At 66.9% G+C, this 19,936-nt stretch carries 19 protein-coding genes; 7 read left to right on the top strand and 12 right to left on the bottom strand.

Annotated elements, in window-relative coordinates; translation table 11 throughout:
• Window positions 1–33 precede the first annotated feature (33 nt).
• Window positions 34–1,893, bottom strand: a complete 1,860-nt coding sequence (locus LH400_RS23515; protein WP_229155899.1) for a feruloyl-CoA synthase — start codon at window positions 1,891–1,893, stop codon at window positions 34–36.
• Between the two features lie 214 nt (window positions 1,894–2,107).
• Between LH400_RS23515 and LH400_RS23520 the strand changes: the two genes are divergently transcribed.
• The 6 genes from LH400_RS23520 to LH400_RS23545 all read left to right on the top strand — a co-directional run bounded on the left by LH400_RS23520 (window position 2,108) and on the right by LH400_RS23545 (window position 7,388).
• Entirely contained in the window at window positions 2,108–2,902 is a 795-nt protein-coding gene (locus LH400_RS23520; RefSeq protein ID WP_229155973.1) for a crotonase/enoyl-CoA hydratase family protein, read from the top strand.
• Between the two features lie 4 nt (window positions 2,903–2,906).
• Entirely contained in the window at window positions 2,907–3,368 is a 462-nt protein-coding gene (locus LH400_RS23525) for a MarR family winged helix-turn-helix transcriptional regulator (protein ID WP_229155900.1), read from the top strand.
• 10 nt (window positions 3,369–3,378) lie between these two features.
• Window positions 3,379–4,254 carry an amidohydrolase family protein gene (locus tag LH400_RS23530; RefSeq protein WP_229155901.1) on the top strand — a complete coding sequence of 292 codons (876 nt, stop codon included), beginning with the start codon at window positions 3,379–3,381 and terminating at the stop codon, window positions 4,252–4,254.
• Between the two features lie 26 nt (window positions 4,255–4,280).
• A complete protein-coding gene (locus LH400_RS23535; RefSeq protein ID WP_229155902.1) occupies window positions 4,281–5,402 on the top strand; it encodes a C4-dicarboxylate TRAP transporter substrate-binding protein in 1,122 nt (373 codons plus the stop codon).
• A gap of 166 nt (window positions 5,403–5,568) precedes the next feature.
• Complete coding sequence (locus LH400_RS23540) at window positions 5,569–6,084, top strand: TRAP transporter small permease (protein WP_229155903.1); 516 nt, start codon at window positions 5,569–5,571, stop codon at window positions 6,082–6,084.
• Window positions 6,081–7,388 carry a TRAP transporter large permease gene (locus LH400_RS23545; RefSeq protein ID WP_229155904.1) on the top strand — a complete coding sequence of 436 codons (1,308 nt, stop codon included), beginning with the start codon at window positions 6,081–6,083 and terminating at the stop codon, window positions 7,386–7,388. Before LH400_RS23540 ends, LH400_RS23545 begins: the two co-directional genes overlap by 4 nt.
• 76 nt (window positions 7,389–7,464) lie before the next feature.
• Here LH400_RS23545 and LH400_RS23550 read toward each other — a convergent pair whose 3' ends face one another.
• The 6 genes from LH400_RS23550 to LH400_RS23575 all read right to left on the bottom strand — a co-directional run bounded on the left by LH400_RS23550 (window position 7,465) and on the right by LH400_RS23575 (window position 13,557).
• Window positions 7,465–8,562, bottom strand: a complete 1,098-nt coding sequence (locus LH400_RS23550; RefSeq protein WP_229155905.1) for an ABC transporter ATP-binding protein — start codon at window positions 8,560–8,562, stop codon at window positions 7,465–7,467.
• The gene (locus tag LH400_RS23555; RefSeq protein WP_229155906.1) at window positions 8,559–9,473 is read right to left on the bottom strand and encodes a carbohydrate kinase family protein; all 915 of its coding nucleotides are present in this window, start codon (window positions 9,471–9,473) and stop codon (window positions 8,559–8,561) included. Before LH400_RS23555 ends, LH400_RS23550 begins: the two co-directional genes overlap by 4 nt.
• 5 nt (window positions 9,474–9,478) lie before the next feature.
• Complete coding sequence (locus LH400_RS23560; RefSeq protein ID WP_229155907.1) at window positions 9,479–10,501, bottom strand: SIS domain-containing protein; 1,023 nt, start codon at window positions 10,499–10,501, stop codon at window positions 9,479–9,481.
• Window positions 10,498–11,343, bottom strand: a complete 846-nt coding sequence (locus LH400_RS23565) for a carbohydrate ABC transporter permease (RefSeq protein ID WP_229155908.1) — start codon at window positions 11,341–11,343, stop codon at window positions 10,498–10,500. The genes LH400_RS23560 and LH400_RS23565 overlap by 4 nt, the downstream gene beginning before the upstream one ends.
• A 3-nt stretch (window positions 11,344–11,346) precedes the next feature.
• Window positions 11,347–12,228, bottom strand: a complete 882-nt coding sequence (locus LH400_RS23570; protein ID WP_229155909.1) for a carbohydrate ABC transporter permease — start codon at window positions 12,226–12,228, stop codon at window positions 11,347–11,349.
• A gap of 87 nt (window positions 12,229–12,315) precedes the next feature.
• Window positions 12,316–13,557, bottom strand: coding sequence for an extracellular solute-binding protein (locus LH400_RS23575; protein ID WP_229155910.1), 1,242 nt, complete (start codon window positions 13,555–13,557; stop codon window positions 12,316–12,318).
• 144 nt (window positions 13,558–13,701) lie between these two features.
• On the opposite strand from LH400_RS23575, the gene LH400_RS23580 reads away from it, so the two are divergent.
• Window positions 13,702–14,919, top strand: coding sequence for an ROK family transcriptional regulator (locus LH400_RS23580; protein WP_229155911.1), 1,218 nt, complete (start codon window positions 13,702–13,704; stop codon window positions 14,917–14,919).
• A 24-nt stretch (window positions 14,920–14,943) separates the two neighbouring features.
• On the opposite strand, the gene LH400_RS23585 is transcribed toward LH400_RS23580, so the two are convergent.
• The 5 genes from LH400_RS23585 to LH400_RS23605 form a co-directional block, all read right to left on the bottom strand.
• Window positions 14,944–16,167 carry a CaiB/BaiF CoA transferase family protein gene (locus tag LH400_RS23585; protein ID WP_229155912.1) on the bottom strand — a complete coding sequence of 408 codons (1,224 nt, stop codon included), beginning with the start codon at window positions 16,165–16,167 and terminating at the stop codon, window positions 14,944–14,946.
• Between the two features lies 1 nt (window position 16,168).
• A complete protein-coding gene (locus LH400_RS23590) occupies window positions 16,169–16,951 on the bottom strand; it encodes an enoyl-CoA hydratase/isomerase family protein (protein WP_229155913.1) in 783 nt (260 codons plus the stop codon).
• Between the two features lie 5 nt (window positions 16,952–16,956).
• On the bottom strand, window positions 16,957–18,237 hold the full coding sequence (locus LH400_RS23595; protein ID WP_229155914.1) for a TRAP transporter large permease: 1,281 nt from the start codon (window positions 18,235–18,237) through the stop codon (window positions 16,957–16,959).
• Window positions 18,237–18,758 carry a TRAP transporter small permease gene (locus LH400_RS23600; RefSeq protein ID WP_229155915.1) on the bottom strand — a complete coding sequence of 174 codons (522 nt, stop codon included), beginning with the start codon at window positions 18,756–18,758 and terminating at the stop codon, window positions 18,237–18,239. The genes LH400_RS23595 and LH400_RS23600 overlap by 1 nt, the downstream gene beginning before the upstream one ends.
• Window positions 18,759–18,900: 142 nt before the next feature.
• Window positions 18,901–19,872 (bottom strand): TRAP transporter substrate-binding protein, encoded by a 972-nt coding sequence (locus tag LH400_RS23605; RefSeq protein WP_229155916.1) that lies wholly within the window; start codon window positions 19,870–19,872, stop codon window positions 18,901–18,903.
• Window positions 19,873–19,936: the final 64 nt, after the last annotated feature.

Below are 19,936 nucleotides of genomic sequence, written 5' to 3' on the forward strand. Positions count from 1 at the left end.
CGTCACGAAGACGGCGCACCGAGACGCGAGCCGTCACGCCGCCACCTCGCGCCGACGCGCATGGACGATCCGCGGATCGTCGGAGCTGTACAGCGCTTCGACCAGATCCGGATGCCCACGCAGGAGAGCCCGCTGGTTGATCGACCCCTTGTCGGTCACCTCGCCTTTGTCGAGCGACGGCGCCTCTTCCATGAAGATCGCCCGCATCACCCGCGTCGCCGAGCCGGTCGACTTCGCCGCATGCTCTGCGAGGAGTTTCTGCAATCGCTCGCGGACCCGCGGATGGCACAGCACCTTTTCGTCGTCGAGCGAGGCCTCCTCGGGCACCAGCCCCCGCACTGCCGGCATGAAGGGGATCAGGATCGCGCCGACCTCGTCGCGATCCTCCCCGGCGATCGCAGCGTCGCGGGCAAGGCCGCCGAGCGCGTTGACCAGCTTGGCTCTGACGTCCCCCACCGGCACCCAGGTGCCGGTGGCGAGCTTGAAATTCTCGGCCAGGCGCCCGTCGAAGAAGAAGCCGGCAGCGGCATCGCCGGGGACGGCGAAACGCAGGGCATCGCCCAGCTTGTAGAAGCCTTCCTCGTCGAACGCCTCCGCCGTCAGGTCCGGCCGCCGCCAATAGCCCGGCGTGATCGCGGGGCCCTTTACCCGCGCCTCCAGCTTGTCTTCATGAGGAACGAGCTTCAGCGTCACGCCGCGCGCGGGAATGCCGATATTGCCGGCCTTTTCCTGCTCCTGCGTGCATTTCAGGGCGAAGGGGCCGGTCTCGGTCGAGCCGAGACCGGTGGCCAGCAGCACGCGCGAGCCGATCGTTTCCTCGGCCATGGACGACAGCCGGTCCCAGGTGTGCTGGGCCATGCCGGCGCCGGCATACATCATCATCTTGAGGCGCGCGAAGAAGCGCTCCCGCAGACCTGTGTCCCGCTCCATCGCCTCGACCAGCATCTCGTAGCCGATCGGCACGTTGAAGTACCAGGTGGGCGAGACCTCGCGCAGGTTCCGGATCGTCTCCGCCATGCCCCTCGGCGAGGGCTTGCCGCTGTCGATATAGTAGGTGCCGCCATTGTAGAGGACGAGGTTGAAGACCTTGTTGCCGCTGGCGGTGTGGTTCCACGGCGCCCAGTCGACCACCACGGGCGGTTCCTCCCGCATGAAGGCGTAGCAATCGGCGACCATCTCCTGGTTGGAGCAGATGAGGCGCTGGGTCTGGATCACCGCCTTCGGGCTGCCGGTGGTGCCGGAGGTGAACAGGAATTTGGCGATGGTGTCGGGACCGAGAGCCGCGAAGGCGTCGTCCACGGCCCCGGTCGCCTCGGTGGCGGCGAGATCCGCGAAGGTCACGCAGGCGCGCCCGGGGACCGGGTTGCGCGTTACCGCGACCTCTACCTCCGGGCCGAAGACAGCCTCGATCGCCGGCCGGAACGGCTCCCCATCGGCGGTAAAGACGAGCCCCGGAGTCAGCTGTCCCGCGATGTCGCGCAGCTTGCCGTAGTCGGTCGAGACCAGCGAATAGGCGGTCGACACCGCCGCCGAGGGCACGCCGACATGCTGGGCGGCGAGCGCCATCAGCGCGTGCTCGGTATCGTTGCCGGACAGGATCAGCAGTGGGCGCTCGACCGACAGCCCGCGATCGATCAGTGCCTGCCCAAGGCGCCGCACGGCGTCGAGCGCCCCGCGATAGGTCACCTCGCGCCAAGCGCCGGAGGCATGCCGCTCGGCCATCCAGACCCGGTCCGGCGCGGTCTCCGCCCAATGCACCAACCGCTCGTTCAGTCTGTCCGGATAGGGTCCCAGCGGTTCGGTCTGCCGGACGAGGATGGTGCCGTCCTCCCGGCTCTCGACCGCCAGACGCGGGGACCAGAGCTTGACCTCGCGCAAGCCTGCCTTCGCCATTCGTCTCCTCCTCAGACGTGATGCCGTGCCGGCTCTTGGCCGGAAGTCCCGCCACCGATCTCCTCCCGGCGGCGAAACATCATGGGGAAGATTGACTCCACCACGCAGCTTTTGTCTACATGGAAACAGAATTGTCCGGAAACATTCCACATCGCGACCAGCCATGCGCATCAAGACGCGCAACGCAGCGCAGAACGAAAGCAGCAGCGGATCGATGGACGGCACACCAGCCCAGGATTTCGTCACCTACGAGCTTCAGGACCAGGTGGCCCATGTCGGACTCAACCGCCCGCAAAAGCGCAATGCAATCAGCGACCGCTTCGTCGAAGCCCTTCATGACGCGGTGATGCGCGCGGAGAAGGAAGCCAAGGCCGCGGTAATCTTCGGGCATGGCGATCATTTCTGCGCCGGGCTCGATCTTGCCGAACATGCCGACAAAACGCCGATCGAGGGCGTGCGCGGATCGCGGCGCTGGCATGCGGTCTTCGGCGAGATCGAGCACGGCACCATTCCCTGGATCTCGGCGCTGCACGGGGCGGTGGTCGGCGGCGGTCTCGAACTTGCATCCGCGACCCATATCCGGGTCGCCGACGCCGGCGCATTCTTCGCCCTGCCGGAGGGCCAGCGCGGCATCTTCGTCGGCGGTGGCGGCTCGGTGCGCGCTGCCCGCCTGATGGGCGTCGCGCGGATGACGGACATGATGCTGACCGGCCGCGTGGTCGCGGCCGAGGAGGCGGAGCGCTGGAACCTCGTCCAGTACGTCGTCGGAAAGGGCAAGGCGCGTGAAAAGGCGGCCGAGCTCGCCAAGGCGGCGGCGCAGAACGCGCCTCTGTCGAACTACGCGGTGATCAACGCGCTGCCGCGCATCCAGGACATGGCGAAGGAGGACGGCCTGTTCGTGGAATCCTTCGTCTCGGCCTTCACCACGACCAGTCCCGAGGCCCGCGAGCGGCTCGACGCCTTTCTCCAGAAGCGGGCGGCCCGTCTCAACATCCCCAAGGCGGATTGAGGTCATGGACGACGTTTTCGCCCCTCCGCTTGCCGCCGACGCACTCGACCTCGGCGCGCTGACCTCGTCGCTCGGCTTCCTGCTGCGCATCGCGCAGGTCAAGAACTTCGAGAATTTCTACGCCGCCCTAGCCGACCATGGACTGAGGCCGGGCGAGTTTTCCGTGCTGATGGTGATGCATCGCAATGTCCGCGTGCGGCAGGGCGTTCTCGCACAGCGGCTGATGATCAAGCGCGCCCACATGACCAAGCTGATCCGGGCGCTGGAGGATCGCGGCCTCGTCGAGCGGACCATTCCCGACGACGACCGGCGTTCCGTCGAACTCAGCCTGACCCCCAAAGGGCACGAGTTCGTGGAAAACAACCTCGGCTTCTTCCAGGCATTCGAGGAAATCAACGCGGAGCGGCTGACGCCGGCCGAGAAGGCCGAGCTCATGGCGCTCCTGCGCAAACTCACCGATCTATAGGCTGATGACGATGGATCTTGACCAGCTCACGGCGATCGACATCCACACGCATGCGGAGGAGCCGTGCTGCGGGCCTCGCGACGACGGCTATGACGAGTTCCAGGCCGGAATGGCGCAGTACTTCAAGAACCCGGCCGGCGCCAGCGGCATGCTGCCGACGGTGCGGGAGACAGCGGCCTACTATCGCGAGCGCAAGATCGGCTGCGTGATCTTCCCGGTCGATTCCGAGCGCGAGACCGGGTTCCGCCGCTACTCCAACGAGGAAGTCGCGGAGATCGCGGCCGAAAACAGCGACATCATGATCCCCTTCGCCTCGATCGATCCGGCCAAGGGCAGAGCGGGCGCGCGGGAGGCGCGCCGGCTGGTGCGGGAGTTCGGCGTCAGGGGCTTCAAGTTCCACCCGACGATGCAGGGCTTCTACCCGAACGACCGCAGCGCATATCCGCTCTACGAGGCGATCGCGGAAGAAGGGGCGATCACGCTGTTCCACACCGGCCAGACCGGGGTCGGCGCCGGCATGCGCGGCGGCATGGGGATGCGGCTGAAATACTCCAATCCCATCTATCTCGACGACGTCGCCGCCGACTTTCCGGACATGCCGATCATCCTCGCCCACCCCTCCTTTCCCTGGCAGGAGGAGGCGCTGTCGGTCGCGACCCACAAGCCGAACGTCTACATCGACATGTCCGGCTGGTCGCCGAAATACTTCCCGCCCATCCTGGTGCGCTACGCCAACACGCTTCTGAAGCACAAGATGCTGTTCGGATCGGACTGGCCGGCGATCACCCCCGACCGTTGGCTGGCGGACTTCGCCAAGATCGACATCCGTGAGGAGGTCAGACCGCTGATCCTCAAGGAGAATGCCAAGAAGCTGCTGAATCTCTGACTTCATGATCCACGGGAGGAGACACCATGAAGAAACTTGCCATCCTGGCGGCCGCCACTTTGACGGCCGTCCTCGCCGCGCAGGCCGGTGAGGCGCGCGAGCTGCGCATCGCGCCCGGCGCTCCGCCGGTCCATCCCTCGAACGGGACGCTCTACGTCAACTTCGCCAAATACATCGCCGAGGAATCGAACGGCGATCTGACGGCCCGGGTCCTCGGACCGGAGGTGGTCAGCCTGTCGCAGATGAAGGACGCGCTGCAGAGCCAGCTCGTCGAGATCGGCAATCTTCTGCCGCTCTACTTCCCGGCCGACCTGCCGAACATGTCGCTCGCGGGGGAGCTGGCGCTGGCCGGCCGCGAGCCGCAGGCGATGGCCGCCGCCATGACGGAATACATCGTCACCTGCGAGACCTGCCAGCAGGAGCTGAACCGCTTCGGCATCGTCTATCTCGGGTCCGGATCGTCGGACGTCTATACGCTGCTCACCAAGAAGCCGGTCCGCACCGCGGCCGACATGAAGGGGCTGCGGTTGCGAAGCGGCGGCGCGCCCTTCTCGCGCTTCGCCGAGCATTTCGGCGCGGTCCCGGTCAGTGTCGCGGTGAACGACACCTTCGAATCCCTCTCGCAGGGCGTGATCGACGGGTCGATGGCCTCGATCGCCGACCTCCTGTCGTTCCGGCTGATCGAGCTGGTCGGCTCGGTGTCCACCCTGCCCCTCGGCACCTACCACGCCACCTCCGACTTTTCTGTCGGCAACGCGACCTGGCAGAGCTTCAGCCCCGAGGAGCGGGCCGAGGTGATCCGCGCCGCCAACCGGGCCAATGCCGACTTCACCTATCGCTGGGGCTATGAGATGCCCGATGAGGCGCGCAAGGCGGCGAAGGACGCTGGGCTCGAAATCGTCGAGGCCGATCCGGCGCTCCTCAAGGAGGTGCAGGACTTCGCCCAGTCCGACGCCAAGACGGTCGCCTCGCTCGCCAAGGACCGCTACGGCCTCGCCGACGCCGATCAGCGGGTCCAGCGCTTCCTCGACCTCGTCGACAAATGGGACAAGATCGTCAAGGAGACCGGCCCCGATCCCAAGGCCGTCGCCGAGCGCGTCCAGGCCGAGGTCTGGGACAAGGTCGATCCGAACGCCTACGGCCTGTGATCGAAGCGCCTGCCGGGAGGCCCCCGGCAGGCCCTCATCTTCCCTGACTTGGACCGTACGGCCCGGTTTCGGCATCGGGTCTGACGCTTCGAGTTATCAGTATCGCAGCGGATTTTCCGAAAACCGGTTCCCGCTTTTCGCTCCGATGCCCAAGCCGGATATCCCGATGAACGCGCTTTCCCGCTGGACAGGAAGGGCGGTGGGCGCGCTGGCCGCGCTCGCCTCCCTCGGCGTCCTCGTCATGATGCTGCACATCTGCGCCGATATCGTGCTGAGGACGCTCTTCGACGCGCCGGTGCCGGCTACAGTCGAAATCGTTTCACGCTACTACATGGTGCTGATCGCCTTCCTGCCGCTCGCCTGGATCGAGCGGCGCAACGCCATGGTCAGCGTCGAGATCACCGACGCGGCGCTGTCTCCGCGCATGCTGCGGATATCCGACGCCCTCGTCTCGCTGCTCGTGACCTGCGTCTATGCGGTGCTCACCTACACCACGTGGCGGGTTGCGCTGCGCGAATGGGCAACGGGCACCTATGTGCTGGCGCTTGAGACGCGCGTGCCGGTCTGGCCGACCTACTTCCTGCCGCCGCTCGGCTTCGGGCTGGCTGCCCTTGCGACGCTACTGAGGGCGGCGATGCAGCTAGCGGGCGGACCCGCGGCCCGCGAAGGCGCCGCGTCATGAGCGTCGAGGTCGGCTTCTGCGGCGTCATCGCCCTGTTCGTCCTCCTGGTGCTGCGCGTCCCCGTCGCGCTCGCCCTGATCGCGGTGTCCTTCGGCGGCATCGCCTATCTGATCGGCTTCGAGCCGGCGCTCGGCGTCGTCTCCTCGACGCCCTACAGCTTCGTCGCGAGCTGGACCATGAGCGCGGTCCCGATGTTCCTGCTGATGGGCTTCGTCGCCTATCACGCCGGGCTCACCGGCGGCCTGTTCGAGGCCGGCAAGGCGATCTTCCGCCGCGTCCCGGGCGGTCTCGCCATCGCCTCCATCTTCGCCTGTTCGGGCTTTGCCTCGGTGTGCGGATCGAGCCTCGCCTGCGCGGCGGCGATGGGACGGATCGCCATCCCCGAGATGACCCGGGCCGGCTACCGCTCGAGCTTCGCCTGCGGTTCGATCGCCGCCGGCGGCACCATCGGCGCGCTGATCCCGCCCTCGATCCTGATGATCATCTACGGCGTCTTCGCCGAGACCTCGATCACCCAGGTGTTCCTGGGCGGGATCGCCGTCGGCCTCGTCACCGCGGTCGGCTATTCCGTCGTCGTCCTGCTTTACTGCTGGCTGCGGCCCGACATCGCCCCGCGCACCCCGGTCGGCGCGGAGCACCTCAGCGCCACCCGGGCGCTGATCGACATCTGGCCGGTGCTGGTGCTGATCGTGCTCGTCTTCGGCGGGCTGTTCTCCGGCTTCTTCACCGCCACGGAGGCCGGCGCCGTCGGCGCCCTCGGCGCCATCGTCGTCTCGCTGGTGATCGGCCGGCTGAGCTGGAGCGTCCTGAAGAACTCCCTCGTCGAGACGCTGCTCACCGCCGCCTCGCTGTTCATCATCGGCATCGGCGCCTCGATGTTCACCCGCTTCCTCGGCATCACCGGACTGTCGAGCTTCATCGGCCAGGCGGTGGCCGGCGCCGACCTCGGCTATGTCCAGCTGATGGTGATCGTCGTCCTGATCTACCTCGCCCTCGGCACCGTGATGGAGCCGTTCGGCGCCATGCTGGTGACCCTCCCGGTGCTCCTGCCGATCTTCAAGGCGGAGGCGATCAGCCTCGTCTGGTTCGGCGTGCTGGTGGTCAAGCTCCTGGAGATCGGGATGATCACCCCACCGGTCGGCCTCAACGTCTTCGTCATCCGATCGGTCGTCCCCGGCGGCGACACCTCGGTCATGCAGATCTTCCGGGGCGTGACGCCGTTCCTCCTCGCCGACCTCGTCGTGGTGTCGCTGATGGTCGCGTTTCCGAGCCTCGTCCTCTTGCTGCCCAACCTCCTGTCGTGAAGCGGGCGCGCCGCGAGGAACGGCGCGGACCGAAGCCTAGCCTGAATGCCTGCCGTCCCCGCCGATCACCCCGCCGCTAGTCTCCCCGGGTGTCGGCGAGCGCCTCGCCGGTCTCGGCATCGAACCAGCGCAGCGCGTCCTCCCGGAAGACGAGCGGCAGCCGCTCACCCGGCCGGGGAGCCAGCTCCGGCTCGACGCTGCCGATCAGGGGCTGGCCGCCGACGCTGCCGATGACCAGCGTCTCCGCTCCGGTCAGTTCCGTTACCTCGACGTCCATGACGAGGTCGGCCGCCCCCTCTCCTGCCGCGATCTGCAGCCGCTCCGGGCGCACGCCGAGCGTAAGCGCCTGCCCGGGCTGGAGCCTTGCTCGAAGGAAGTGCGGGATCGCCACCCGGCCCTCGGCGCCGTCCGCCTGCCAGATGTCCCCCTCGGGCGCGACGGTGCCGGTGAGGACGTTCATCGGGGGCGATCCCATGAAGCCGGCGACATAGAGGTTGGCGGGATGATCGTAGATCGCTTTGGGAGCTCCGACCTGTTCGACCCGGCCCTGCCGCATCACGGCGATGCGCGTCGCCAGCGTCATCGCCTCGACCTGGTCGTGCGTGACATAGACCACGGTCGCCTTCAGCTGCTGATGCAGGCGCTTCAGCTCGGTGCGCATCTCGGTGCGCAGCTTGGCGTCGAGGTTCGACAGCGGCTCGTCGAACAGGAAGACCTTGGGGTCGCGCACCAGGGCCCGGCCGATCGCCACGCGCTGGCGCTGTCCGCCGGAGAGTTCGCTCGGCTTGCGCCCGAGCAGGGGCTCGATCTGCAGGATCTCCGCGGCCTTCTTCACCGCCGCCTCGCGCTCGGCCTTGGCGACCTTGCGCATCTCCAGGCCGAAGCCGATGTTCCGGGCGACCGTCAGATTGGGATAGAGCGCATAGGACTGGAAGACCATGGCGATGTCGCGGTTCTTCGGGTGCACGCGGGTCATCGCCCGCCCGTCGATGCGCACCTCGCCGGCGCTGGGTTCGAGGAGACCGGCGATGATGTTCAGGAGCGTCGACTTCCCGCAGCCCGACGGCCCGAGCAGGACCAGGAACTCGCCGCTTTCCAGCGTCAGATCTATGCCCTTCAATGTTTCCAGATTGCCGTAGCGCTTGCGGATACCGGCGAGTTCGAGCGTGCTCATGATTGGTCCTCGAGATCGTAGCGCCGCGGCGAGCTCGAGACCGCCCGCGAGGCGAGAGAAATCCCGAAGGTGAGCGCGTCCCGAAGGTCCCCGCCCGCGGCGATGCTCGCCAAGAAGCCGGCATTGAAGACGTCGCCCGCCCCGATCGTGTCGATCACGGCAACCCCGGGGGCGGCGACGTCGATCACCCGTCCGTCCGCGGCCCGCGCCGCCGCACCGCGCGGTCCGAGCTTGGAAACGACGACCCCGTCCGGCCGAAGCCGCGGCAGCAGCGCTTCCGCGGCGGCCTCGACCGTCGGGGCATCGGCAAGATGCGTCGTCTCGATCTCGTTCAGGAGAAGGTATCGGCAGTGCGGCAACCAGCCGAGCGCCTCTTCGCGAACCCTCGGCGTCCAACCATCCAGAGGCCAGCCGGTGTCCAGCGCGATTTCCACGTCCTCAGCGGCTGCCCATTCGAAGAGGCGATGATAGTCGCCCGTCAGCTTCTCGGTCAGGAAGCACCCGCAGACGAGCAGGATCCCGCCCTTGAGGTCTGCGCCATCCAGCATCGCCTCCAGGCCGTCCCAGGAGAACAACGGCAAATGGCCCCGCGAGGTGACGAAGGTGCGCTCCCCGCCGGGATGGGTGATGCCGACGGAGACCGTGGTCGCCGAATCCTCCCGCGGCCAGCATTCCGCCTGAGAGCCGAACCCGTCGGCAAGCCAGGTCCCGAACATGTCGGTTCCCAGATTGGCGAAGATCCGGTGTTGCCTGCCGAGCCCCTGCCAGGCGAGCGCGGTATTGCCAGCCGCGCCTCCGATGCGAAGGTCGTCATGCTCAACGATGACCTCGGTGCCGGGCCGAGGCCAAGGCGGCACCGGGCCGAGGATCAGATCGACATTCACATTGCCGAGGACGGCCAGCGGTCGCATCGGCCTCATTCGTCCCGCGTGATCTTGCTGGAGCGCCGGGGCGTGCCGACGTCCCGAACCCGGCGGGCGGCATGCGCCACCATGAGACGTTGCGCGACCGGCAGGATCCTGAAGATCGCGGCGAAGCCGGCCGTCGGCTCGAGGCTTACCGTCACCGCGCCGGGCACGGCCTTCTCGCCGGACGCGTCGAGGACGACGACCGGCGAGCCCGCTTCGACGCAAGCCGACGACAGGCCCGAAACGAGGCCGGCAGACGACTCCTGCGCCGCGAACTGCAGGATCCCGACCCGCGGCCCCAGCATCTCCATCGGCCCATGCCGCAACTGCCCGCCTTCGAGCGCATAGGACGGCTCGCGGGACAGTTCGGTGAAACCGAGCGCGATCGCCTCGGCGAGCCCGCGCAGAAGGCGGCCGGACGTGACGACGGTGTCGACGCCAGCGAAGGCGTCGACCGCCTCGCCCACCGCAACATCCGTATTCCCCGCGAGCGCCGCCAGCGCCGGCGCCGGGTCGGCTCCCAGCGCGGCGAGGATGGCGAGGTGCTGGGCGAAGGTGATGGTGAGGCTGCGGGTGGCTGCAAATGCGAGCTCCGTCCCGCCGGTGCCGACGAGGCAGGGCAGCGTCTTGCCGAGGCTCGAGCCGCCCTCCAGCGTCAGGCCGAAGGTCTCCGCGTTCGCTCCGCCCTCGCGGAACCAGCGCAGGACCTCGGCGCTCTCGCCGGACTGTGAGGTGACGAGGATCGTCCGGCGGCCGGTCGGGAGCGGCGAGATGAGCTGTTCCGACAGCGGGATCGCCACCGCGTCGATGCCGCGTTCGCGATAGAACGGCTCGACGGCGCGGCCGACCGCATGCGAGCCGCCCATGCCGAGAAAAAGGAGCCGTCCGGTCTGCCGCAGCGACGCCGCGATCCTCTCCGCCACCTCGCGCCCGGCCTCGAAGGAGGCACGCGCATCCACGGCCTGCCGCGCCATCTCGCGTTCGATCGCCTGCAGCCCCCCGGGCCGCGGGGACGCCGTCGCTTCGCTCATCCCTTTACTCCACTATCGGCAAGGCCGGAGATCACCGCCCTCTGCATGACAAGTCCGATCAGGACGGGCGGCAGGGCGGCCAGGATCCCCGCCGTTGCGATCAGCCCGTAATCGGCGACGCGCCCGCCCGCGAGATCGGCGATCGCGACCGTGACCGTCTTCGCGCGCTGGTCCGAGGTGAACAGAAGCGCGTAGAAGAACTCGTCCCAGGCGAGAAGGAAGGCGAACAGCGCGGCGGTCGCGACCATCGGCGCCGCCAGCGGCAGGGTGACGATGCGCCATGTCTGGTCGAGCCGCGCGCCGTCGATCATTGCGGCGCTCTCGATCTCCTGAGGGATCGTGTCGAAGCCGGTCTTCAAGAGCCAGGTCGCGAAGGGCGCGAGGATGGTCAGATAGACCAGCGCGAGACCGACGATCGTGTTGAGAAGCCCGAAGGCGGCGAGCGTCATGTAGAGCGAGACCGAAAGCGAGACCGGCGGCAGCATGTAGGTCGCGATGACGGCAAAGAGCGACCATTGGACCGCCGGCGTCCGCGACACCGCCCAGCCGGCGGGAACGGCGACGAGGATCGCGCCCAGGGTCGCGAGGCCGGCGACGAACAGGCTGTTGCGCAGCGCGGCGAGGAAGGCCTCTCCGGCGCTGTTTGCGGCAAGCGAGACGAGCTGGCGGTAGCGCGACAGGTCGACCGTATCGGGCCACCAGTGGAGCGGCTTGGCGCTGAGATCGGCCGAGGACGAGATGCTCATCAGGAAGAGCCAGACCAGCGGCGCCAGGATCATGAGCGACAAGAGGATGGCGAAGCCGTAGACGGCAAGGCTGGCGATCAGCGAGCGGCGTTCCATCGGTCAGGCCCTCGATCCGCTCTTACGCATCATGGCGATGTAGGCCACCGCGAAGACCGTCACGATCAAGGTCACCACCAGCGCCATCGACGCCCCCGACCCGGCGCGCTGGAAGGAGAACGCTTCCTGATAGACGAGGATCGAGAGCGTTCGCGTCGAATTGACCGGACCGCCCCGGGTCATCACCCAGATGATGTCGAACACCTTGAAGGCCTCGATCGTGCGCAGGACGAGCGCGATGGTCAGCGGCCCGGCAAGGTAGGGCCAGGTCACGAAGCGGAAGCGCGCGAAGGGGCCCGCCCCGTCGACGATCGCGGCGGCCTTGACGTCGCGCGGCACGGCCTGCAGGGCGGCGAGCCCGATCAGCGCCACCAGCGGGAAGTTCTTCCAGCAATCGGCCGCCACGATGGCCCACAGGGCGGAGCCGGGCTCGCCGAGCCAGGACCGGTAATCGCCCAAGAGGCCGATCTGCGTGAGGGCGCTGTTCAGCGCGCCATATTCGGGATTGTAGATCAGCCGCCACAGCATGGCGTTGACGACGGTCGGCAGCGCCCAGGGCAGGATCATCAACGCCCGCACGATGCCCCGCCCCCGGAATTGCTGGTCGAGGAGAAGCGCCGCCAGGACGCCGAGCAGCATCTCCGCCGCCACGGACAGAACCGCGAACAGGCATGTCGTGCGCAGCGCGCCGAGAAACGGCGCGCTGCCGAGGAGCTTGGCGTAGTTGGCAAGGCCGACATACTCGCCCGACGTGCCCACGAGCCGTGCGTCGGTGAAGGACAGCCGGATCGTGTCGGCCATGGGCCAGCCGACGACCGCGACCATCACGATCAGCAGCGGCAGCATCAAAAGCCAGGCGCGGGTGGAGATCCAGGCGCTCGACACGGCGACCTCTTCGGAAGCGACGGATTGACGGTGAAAATGAAGGAGGCGCGGCGGTCGCGGCGCCGCGCCTCCTTCATGCGGTTCGCGTCAGAGGCCGCTGTTGGCCGCCGCCTCTTCGAGCGCATCCTTCGGGCTCGACATGTCGAGGATCGCCGCCTGGATCGCCTGCTGCAGGGCGACCGAGAGTTCCTGATAGCGCGGTGTCGTCGGGCGCGGGAACATCGCGGCAAGCGCCGTCTTCGCCGCCGCGACCAGATCCTCCTGCCCCTTTGTGACGGCAGGATCGTCGTAGGACGAGGCCCAGATCGGCAGGCTGAGCTTGGCGTACTGGTTCTGCACCGGCTGCGAGGTCATGTAGACGACGTAATTCCAGGCCTCCTCGGGATGCTCGCTCGTCGTCGTGACGCCGAGTCCCATCGATCCGTTGACCGCAGAGACCTCGCTCGCGCCCTCATGGCCCGGCGCCGGCACGACGCCGACCTTGCCCGCGACCTTCGATTCCTTGGCGTCGTTGGCGAGGTTGTACATGTAGGTCCAGTTGAGGGCGAAGGCGGCTTCGCCGTTCTCGAACACCCGGCGGACGTCCTCTTCGAGATATTCCTTCGAATTGGGATTGGTGATGCCGCTCTTCATGGTCGAGACCATGTATTGGAGCGCTTCCAGCCCGCCATCGGTCTGGAAGACCGGATGTCCGTCCTTGCCGAGGAACGAGCCGCCATAAGCCGACAGGATCGTGGTGTAGTCGCAGATCGCCGCCTCGGCCTGCGACCAGCTCCAGACGATCGGGAAGTCGAGCAGCCCCTTGTCCTTGATCGTCTTCGCCTGGTCCGCCAGTTCCTCCCAGGTGTGGGGCGGCTCCTCGATCCCTGCCTTGGAGAGGATGTCCTTGTTGTAGAACAGGTATTTGGTGTCGAGGATCCACGGCATGCCATAGCGCTTGCCGTCATATTCGACCGTGGTCCAGGCGCCGGGGAGGACGCCGTCCTTCATCTCCGGCGTGATCTTGTCGGTCTGGTCGACGAGAATGTCGTTCTTGGCGTATTCTGCCGGCCAGATCACGTCGAACAGGACGACGTCGTAGCCGCCGCCGGACCCCTGCGCCAGCACCGTCTTGTCGTGCAGCCCCTCATAGGGAACGAATTCGAGCTCCACCTTGACGTCGGGATGGGCCTTCATGAAGCCGTCGGTCATGGCCCGCACGTCGGCCTCACTATAGGCGGCCTGCGCCATGAAGAGCGCATGGAGGGTCGTTTCCGCAAGCGCCGGCGCCGTGAAGGCACAAGCGGCCAGCACGGTCCCCAGGATCGTCGAACAAAGGCGATGAGACATGTCGAATTTCACCCTATTTGGTTCCCTCCGAAGCGGCCGGATGCCGGGCCGGACAAGAACATTGCTGGACTGGACTCGATTAACTCAAACAATTTGGGTTAATGGTTGCCGGAAAGATCGGCATTGTCAACCGATGCGGGGAAAATGAACACGGGCAGCCGGATCAGGGCGAAGCAGGGCACCAATCTCGGCGGTGCGAACGCGCACAACCGGCGCGTCGTCATCGACGCCCTGCGCGTCAATGGCCCGCTGTCGCGCGCCGAGCTCGCGCGCGCGACGCATCTGACCGGCCAGACCGTGTCGAACCTCGTGGCGGACCTGACCGATGCCGGTCTGGTGGTGTCGGGGGCCCCGGTCCGGATCGCGCGGGGACAGCCGGCGATCCCCTATCGTCTCGTCGCGACGGGCGCCTTCGCCCTCGGCGTGCAGATCGACCGCCACTGCACGCGCGTCGTCGTCGTCGATCTTCTGGGCCACGACATCCTGCGGCTCGACGCTCCGCTTCCGGACGGCGGGCCCGATACCGGGCTGCCGATCATCGCCGGTCTCGTCGACACGGCCTGCCGGCGGCTGGAAGAATTGCATCCGGGGGCCCGCTCTCGGCTGGTCGGTCTCGGGCTCGCCATGCCCGGCCCCTTCGGCATTGCCGGCGCCGAGGATGATCCCTGGATGATGTCGGCCTGGCAAAACCGACCGACGGTCGAGGAGCTTTCCTCGGCGACCGGCTTCGACGTCGCCCTGCAGAACGACGCGGCCGCGGCTGCAGCCGCCGAGAAACTGTCGGGCGCCGCCCGCGGGCTCGACGACTTCGTCTATCTCTATTTCGGCTACGGGCTCGGCGCCGGCATCTTCGTGCGCGGCGAAATTCATACGGGTCACCATCGCAACGCCGGCGAGATCGGCATGGCCCTGCCCTTCCTTGCGGAACAGCGGACGGGCGAGCCGATCGAGCACGTCGCGTCGCTGGCGGGACTCTGCCGCCGGCTGCGGATCGACCCGTCGCTGCCCGATCTGTTTTCCGCCATCGAACAGGCGGTCGCCTCCGGCGCGGCGGATACCTGGCTCGACGACGCGGCGACGCGATTGCTATGGGTGGTGCAGGTCGTCGAGACACTGCTCGACCCGGAGACGATCGTCTTCGGCGGCGCGGCGCCCGCCGCCCTCCTCGACGCGCTGCGAGCGCGGATGACGTCGCTTCTGCCCTCGCATGTGGACCGCCCCGGCCGGACATTGCCCCGGCTGACGCCCGGCCGCGCGGATCCCTGGATGGTCGCCATCGGTGCCGGGGCAGAGTCGATCGCGCGACGGTTCGATCCCCGCTTTTCCGCGATTCAGAACGGCAGCCCCCAGACACAGGACTGACCGTCGCCGGCGGATCCCTCCGGTTTACTGTGCCCGACGATCGGGCGCCGCGCGGACCGCTCCGCCGGACACCATCCGCTCGATCTCTTCCGCCGAAAACCCGTTTTCCGCCAGGATCTCCCGGCTGTGCTCGCCGAGCAGCGGGGCAGGCTTCGCGATCCCGCCGGGGGTCTCGGAGAATTTGACCGGCAGCCCGATCGCCTTCACCTCGCCTGCAACGGGATGGCTCGTCGTCACGATCATCTCGCGGGCGAGCGCCTGGGGATCCTCGTGCATCTCGCGGATGTCGAGAACCGGCCCGGCGGGAACGCCTGCCTTCTCGAGGCGCTCCAGCCACGCGTCCGAACTGTCCTTCGCGAAATACTCGTTCAGAATCGCCTCGAGCGCGGAAAGATTCGTCATGCGGCCGTGATTGCTGGAGAAGCGCTCGTCCGCCGCAAGATGCTCCGCGCCGATGACCGTCAGCATCCGCTCCCAGTTCTTCTGGTTCGCGGCGCCGAGATTGATCCAGCCATCGCTGGTGCGGAACGCCTGATAGGGCGCGTTCAGCGGGTGGGCAGAGCCGAGCGGCCCCGGCGAGACGCCGGTCGCGAAGGCGATCGCCGACTGCCAGTAGGTCAGCGTGATGCCGGCCTCGAACAAGGATGTGTCGACCTTCTGGCCCTCCCCCGTCTGAAGCTTTCGGGCATAGGCGGAAACGCAGCCGAGGGCGCCGAGAATGCCGGCGGTGATATCGGAGACCGGGGCGCCCGACTTCACAGGCGGCCGGCCCGGCGCCTCGCCGGTGATCGACATGAGGCCGCTCATCCCCTGCGCGATCAGATCGAAACCGCCGCGCGTCGCATAGGGTCCGGTGCGTCCGAAGCCGGAGATCTCGCAGTAGATGAGACCGGGATTGATGGTCTTCAGCTCGTCATAGCCGAGGCCGAGCTTCTCCATCGTCCCCATGCGGTAGTTCTCGATGACGACGTCGGCGTTCGCAAGCAGCCGCTTCAGCGCCGACTTGCCGTCCTCGCTCTTCAAATCGAGGACGATGCCGCGCTTGTTGCGGTTCATCATCAGATAGGCGGCGGATTCGCCGTTGATGTCCGGCGGCAGGAAACGGCGGGTGTCGTCGCCCTCGGGCTTTTCCACCTTGACGACATCGGCGCCCATGTCGGCCAGCATCAGCCCGCAGACCGGCCCGGCCATGATATGGGCGAGCTCGACGACCTTCATGCCGGCAAGCGGACCTTTTCCCGCGGCCATCTCAGCGCCCCTTCCATTGCGGCTTGCGCTTGCCGAGAAAGGCCTCCATGCCCTCCTTGAAGTCCTCGCTCATATAGGCCTGGACGACGAGGTCGCGGTCGTTGGCCGCCGCGCCCTCGGTGCGCAGGCGCCGCAGCGCCTCCTTGGTCGTACGCAGCGTGATCGGCGCATGGCCCGCCAGCGTTTCGGCAAGCTCCTCCGCCCGCGCCATCAGCGCAGCATGGTCCGGCACGACTTCCGAGATCAGGCCGACGGATTTGGCCTCCTCGGCCCCGACCAGCCGAGCGGTGAAGATCACCTCCTTGGTGCGGCCGGCCCCCATCAGGCCGGAGAGCCGCGAGAGATTGGCGATCGACAGGCAGTTGCCGAGCGTGCGGGCGATCGGGAAGCCGAACCGGAGGTCGGCCGTCGCGATCCGGATGTCGCAGGCTGCCGCGATGCCCGCGCCGCCGCCCGTGCAGGCGCCGGAGATCGCGGCGATAATCGGCAGCGGGCAGGTTTCGACCGCGCCGAGGACGACGTCCATGCTGTGCTCGTAGTCGAGCGCGACCTTGTCGGTCGAAAAGCCGCGGAACTGGGTCATGTCGGTGCCCGCCGCGAAGGCCTTCTCGCCCGCACCAGTCACGACGAGGCACTTCACCGACCCGTCCGTCGGAACGTTCCGGCAAATGTCGGCGAGGCGCTCGTACATGGCGAAGGTGAGCGCGTTGCGCGCCTGCGGCCGGTTCAGCGTGATCCAGCCGGTCGTGCCGCGCAGTTCGTAGAGAAGTTCATCGTTTGACATCGGTCTCACCTGTAGAACGCATCGACCAGGAACATCGGGATCGCCGGCACATAGGTGCACAGGAACAAGACGAAGAGGAGGACCGCCACGAAGGGCAGATTCCAGCGCGAGACGTCCCAGATGTTCGCCTTGGCGATCGAGCAGGCGGTGATCAGCACCGAGGCGACCGGCGGCGTCTGCTGACCGATCGCGAGGTTTAGGGTCACCACCAGGCCGAAATGGACCGGGTCGATCCCCGCCTGGTTGATCAGCGGCACGATGATCGGCACGACCAGGATGATCGCCGCCGAGGAATGCAGGAAGAAGCCGATGACCAGGAAGAAGACGTTGAGGATAAGGAGGATCAGGTATTTGTTGGTCGTGAGGTCGAGGATCCCGGCGGCCAGTTCCTGCGGGACGCGGGCGGTCGTCAGATAGGATCCCATCAGGATCGAGGATGCAACGAGCAGCATGACCACGGCGGTCTGGATCCCGCCTTCGAGCATCGCTTCCTTCAGCTGGCCCCAGTCGACCTCCCGGTACCACAGGCCGACCAGGATCGCGGCGACGACGGCGAGCCCCGCACCTTCCGTCGCGGTGACGAAGCCGCCGAAGATGCCGCCGAGAATGATCAGCGGCAGGGCGAAGGCCGGGAGCGCATCGATGAAGGTGCGCCGCAGCTTGGCGGATTCGAAGGCGGCTTCCTTGGGGAAATTGTAGCGGCGGGCGAAGAAGTAGGCGACGCCCATCAGCCCGCCGGCGCCGATGAGGCCCGGCACGATGCCGGCGACGAAGAGCTGTTCGATCGAGGCGCCGGCCGAGACGCCATAGAGGATCATCGGGATGGACGGCGGAATGATGATCGCGAGCGAGGCCGCCGACGAGGTGACGGCAGCCGCGAAGGGCGCGGGATAGCCGCGCTTCTTCATGGACGGAATCAGAATCGAGCCGATCGCCGCGACGTCGGCAACGGCCGAGCCGGAGATCTCGGCGAAGAACAGGGACACCCCGATCGTTACCATGGACAGGCCGCCGCGCACGAAACCGACGATCGCCGAGACGAAGGCGATCAGCCTCCGGGTGATGCCCGTGGCATTCATGATCGCGCCGGCGAGGACGAACATCGGGATCGCCGTAAGCGAGAAGGACTTTGCCCCGGCATACATGTCGAGCGCGATGGTGACGAGCGCCGAAAAGCCGTCGGTCATGGCGATTGCGAGCACGGCGGAGAGCGCGAGAGCGATCGCGATCGGCATGTTGATGCAGACCATCGCGACGAGCGCGAGAAAGATCGATCCGAGAACCATCAGACACGTTCCTCGCCGGGCGTCGCGCCATGCGCCATCACCGCATGCTCCACCGATCGTCCGGCCATGACGTCGCGCCAATAGTCCGGAAAGGAGAGGATCTCCGCGATGATGAACAGGGCCGCCCCGATCGGGATGACCGATTGGGTGACGGAGACCGGGACCCAGGTGAGACTGACCAGCGTCTCGCCCGCCAGGACCTGCAGCACCTCGTAGCCGGCCCAGGCCAGGAGCGCGAAAAAGAAGATCACCAGGATCTCCGAGACGATGACGGCGATGCCGCGCAAGGTGTGCGGCAGCGCCAGGAGCACGTCGTCGAAGCCGATATGGCTGCGCTTCAGCGCCGCCAGGGCCGAGCCGTAATAGGTGATCCAGGCGAGCAGCACCGAGGCCACCTCGTCATACCAGGACAGCGAGTGGCCGAGCTTGCGATAGACGACCGCCACGATCACGACGCTCGTCAGCGTGACCATGAGGGCAATGACCAGCCAGGTCAGGCACTCGCCCAGAACTTTCGCCATCAGGCGCAATGCGTCCTCCCATCGCCCCGACGGGCGCCGTCTTCGACACAATCGGAAAGGGGCCGGCCCGACATCGGCATCGACATCCGCATCGGACCGGCATGGCCGCAAAGGGGTCTCCCCCTTTGCGCGTCGGAGATCATCAGGTTCCCGAGGAAAGCGCCTGGATGTCGTCGATCAGCTTCTGGCCGCCGTCGACTTCCTTGCCGAACTGCTCGTAGATCGGCTTCGAGGCCTTGATGAAGGCGTCCTTGTCGGCGTCGTTGACGGTTACGCCAGCTTCCTTGATCTTGCCGACGAGATCGTCGTCCATCTGCGCCGAGGTCTTGTAGGCGAAGTCGCTCGCCTTCGTGGCGCAGTCCTGGACCGCCGTCTTGACCTCGTCATCCCAGCCTTTCCACTGGCGGGCAGACGTCACGAGATAGGCCGGCGAATAGACATGGCCGGTCATCGACAGATATTTCTGCACTTCCTGGAACTTGCCCGAATAGATCTGGGCGAGCGGGTTCTCTTGCCCGTCGATGACACCAGTCTTCAGCGCCGTGAAGACCTCGGAGAAGGACATCGGCGTCGGGTTGGCGCCGTAGCTCTGGAACATCTTCACCCGCCATTCGCCCTTCGGCGTCCTCAGCTTGATGCCTTCCAGATCGGCCGGCACATTGATCGGACGGACATTGTTGGTGACGTTGCGAAAGCCGTTCTCCCAGAAGCCGAGGATCTGGTAGCCCTTGGCGTCCGCGGCATCGACGAAGGTCGAGCGCATGTCGTCGCGCACCTTCCTCATGTGGTCGCGGCTCTTGATCAGATAGGGCATCTCGAACACGCCGAAGGTCGGCGCGACCGAGCTCATCACCGAGGACGGGATCGAGAAGGCGATCTGGCCGAGCTTCAGCTTCTGCAGCATCTCCTCGTCGGTGCCGAGCTGCGAAGAGCCGTAGGTCTCGACCTTGGCCTTGCCGGTGGCGGCGACGCATTCGGCGAAATGGTTGGCCGTCGCCTCGTAGAGCGAGCCGGGATCGCCGACATGGCCAAGTTTGAGCGTGGGCTCGGCCCTTGCCGCCGAGCCGAGAAGCGCCGCAGCCGCGACGCCGAGCATGAGCGTACGATAGTTCATCTTTTCCTCCCGGTTTTGATGCTTTTCGGGGCGGCTCCTCTTCCGCCCCGCAGTCTTCAACTCC

Source organism: Jiella soli, from assembly GCF_020615385.1.
In the GTDB taxonomy this organism is placed as follows: Bacteria; Pseudomonadota; Alphaproteobacteria; order Rhizobiales; family Rhizobiaceae; genus VKMB-3413.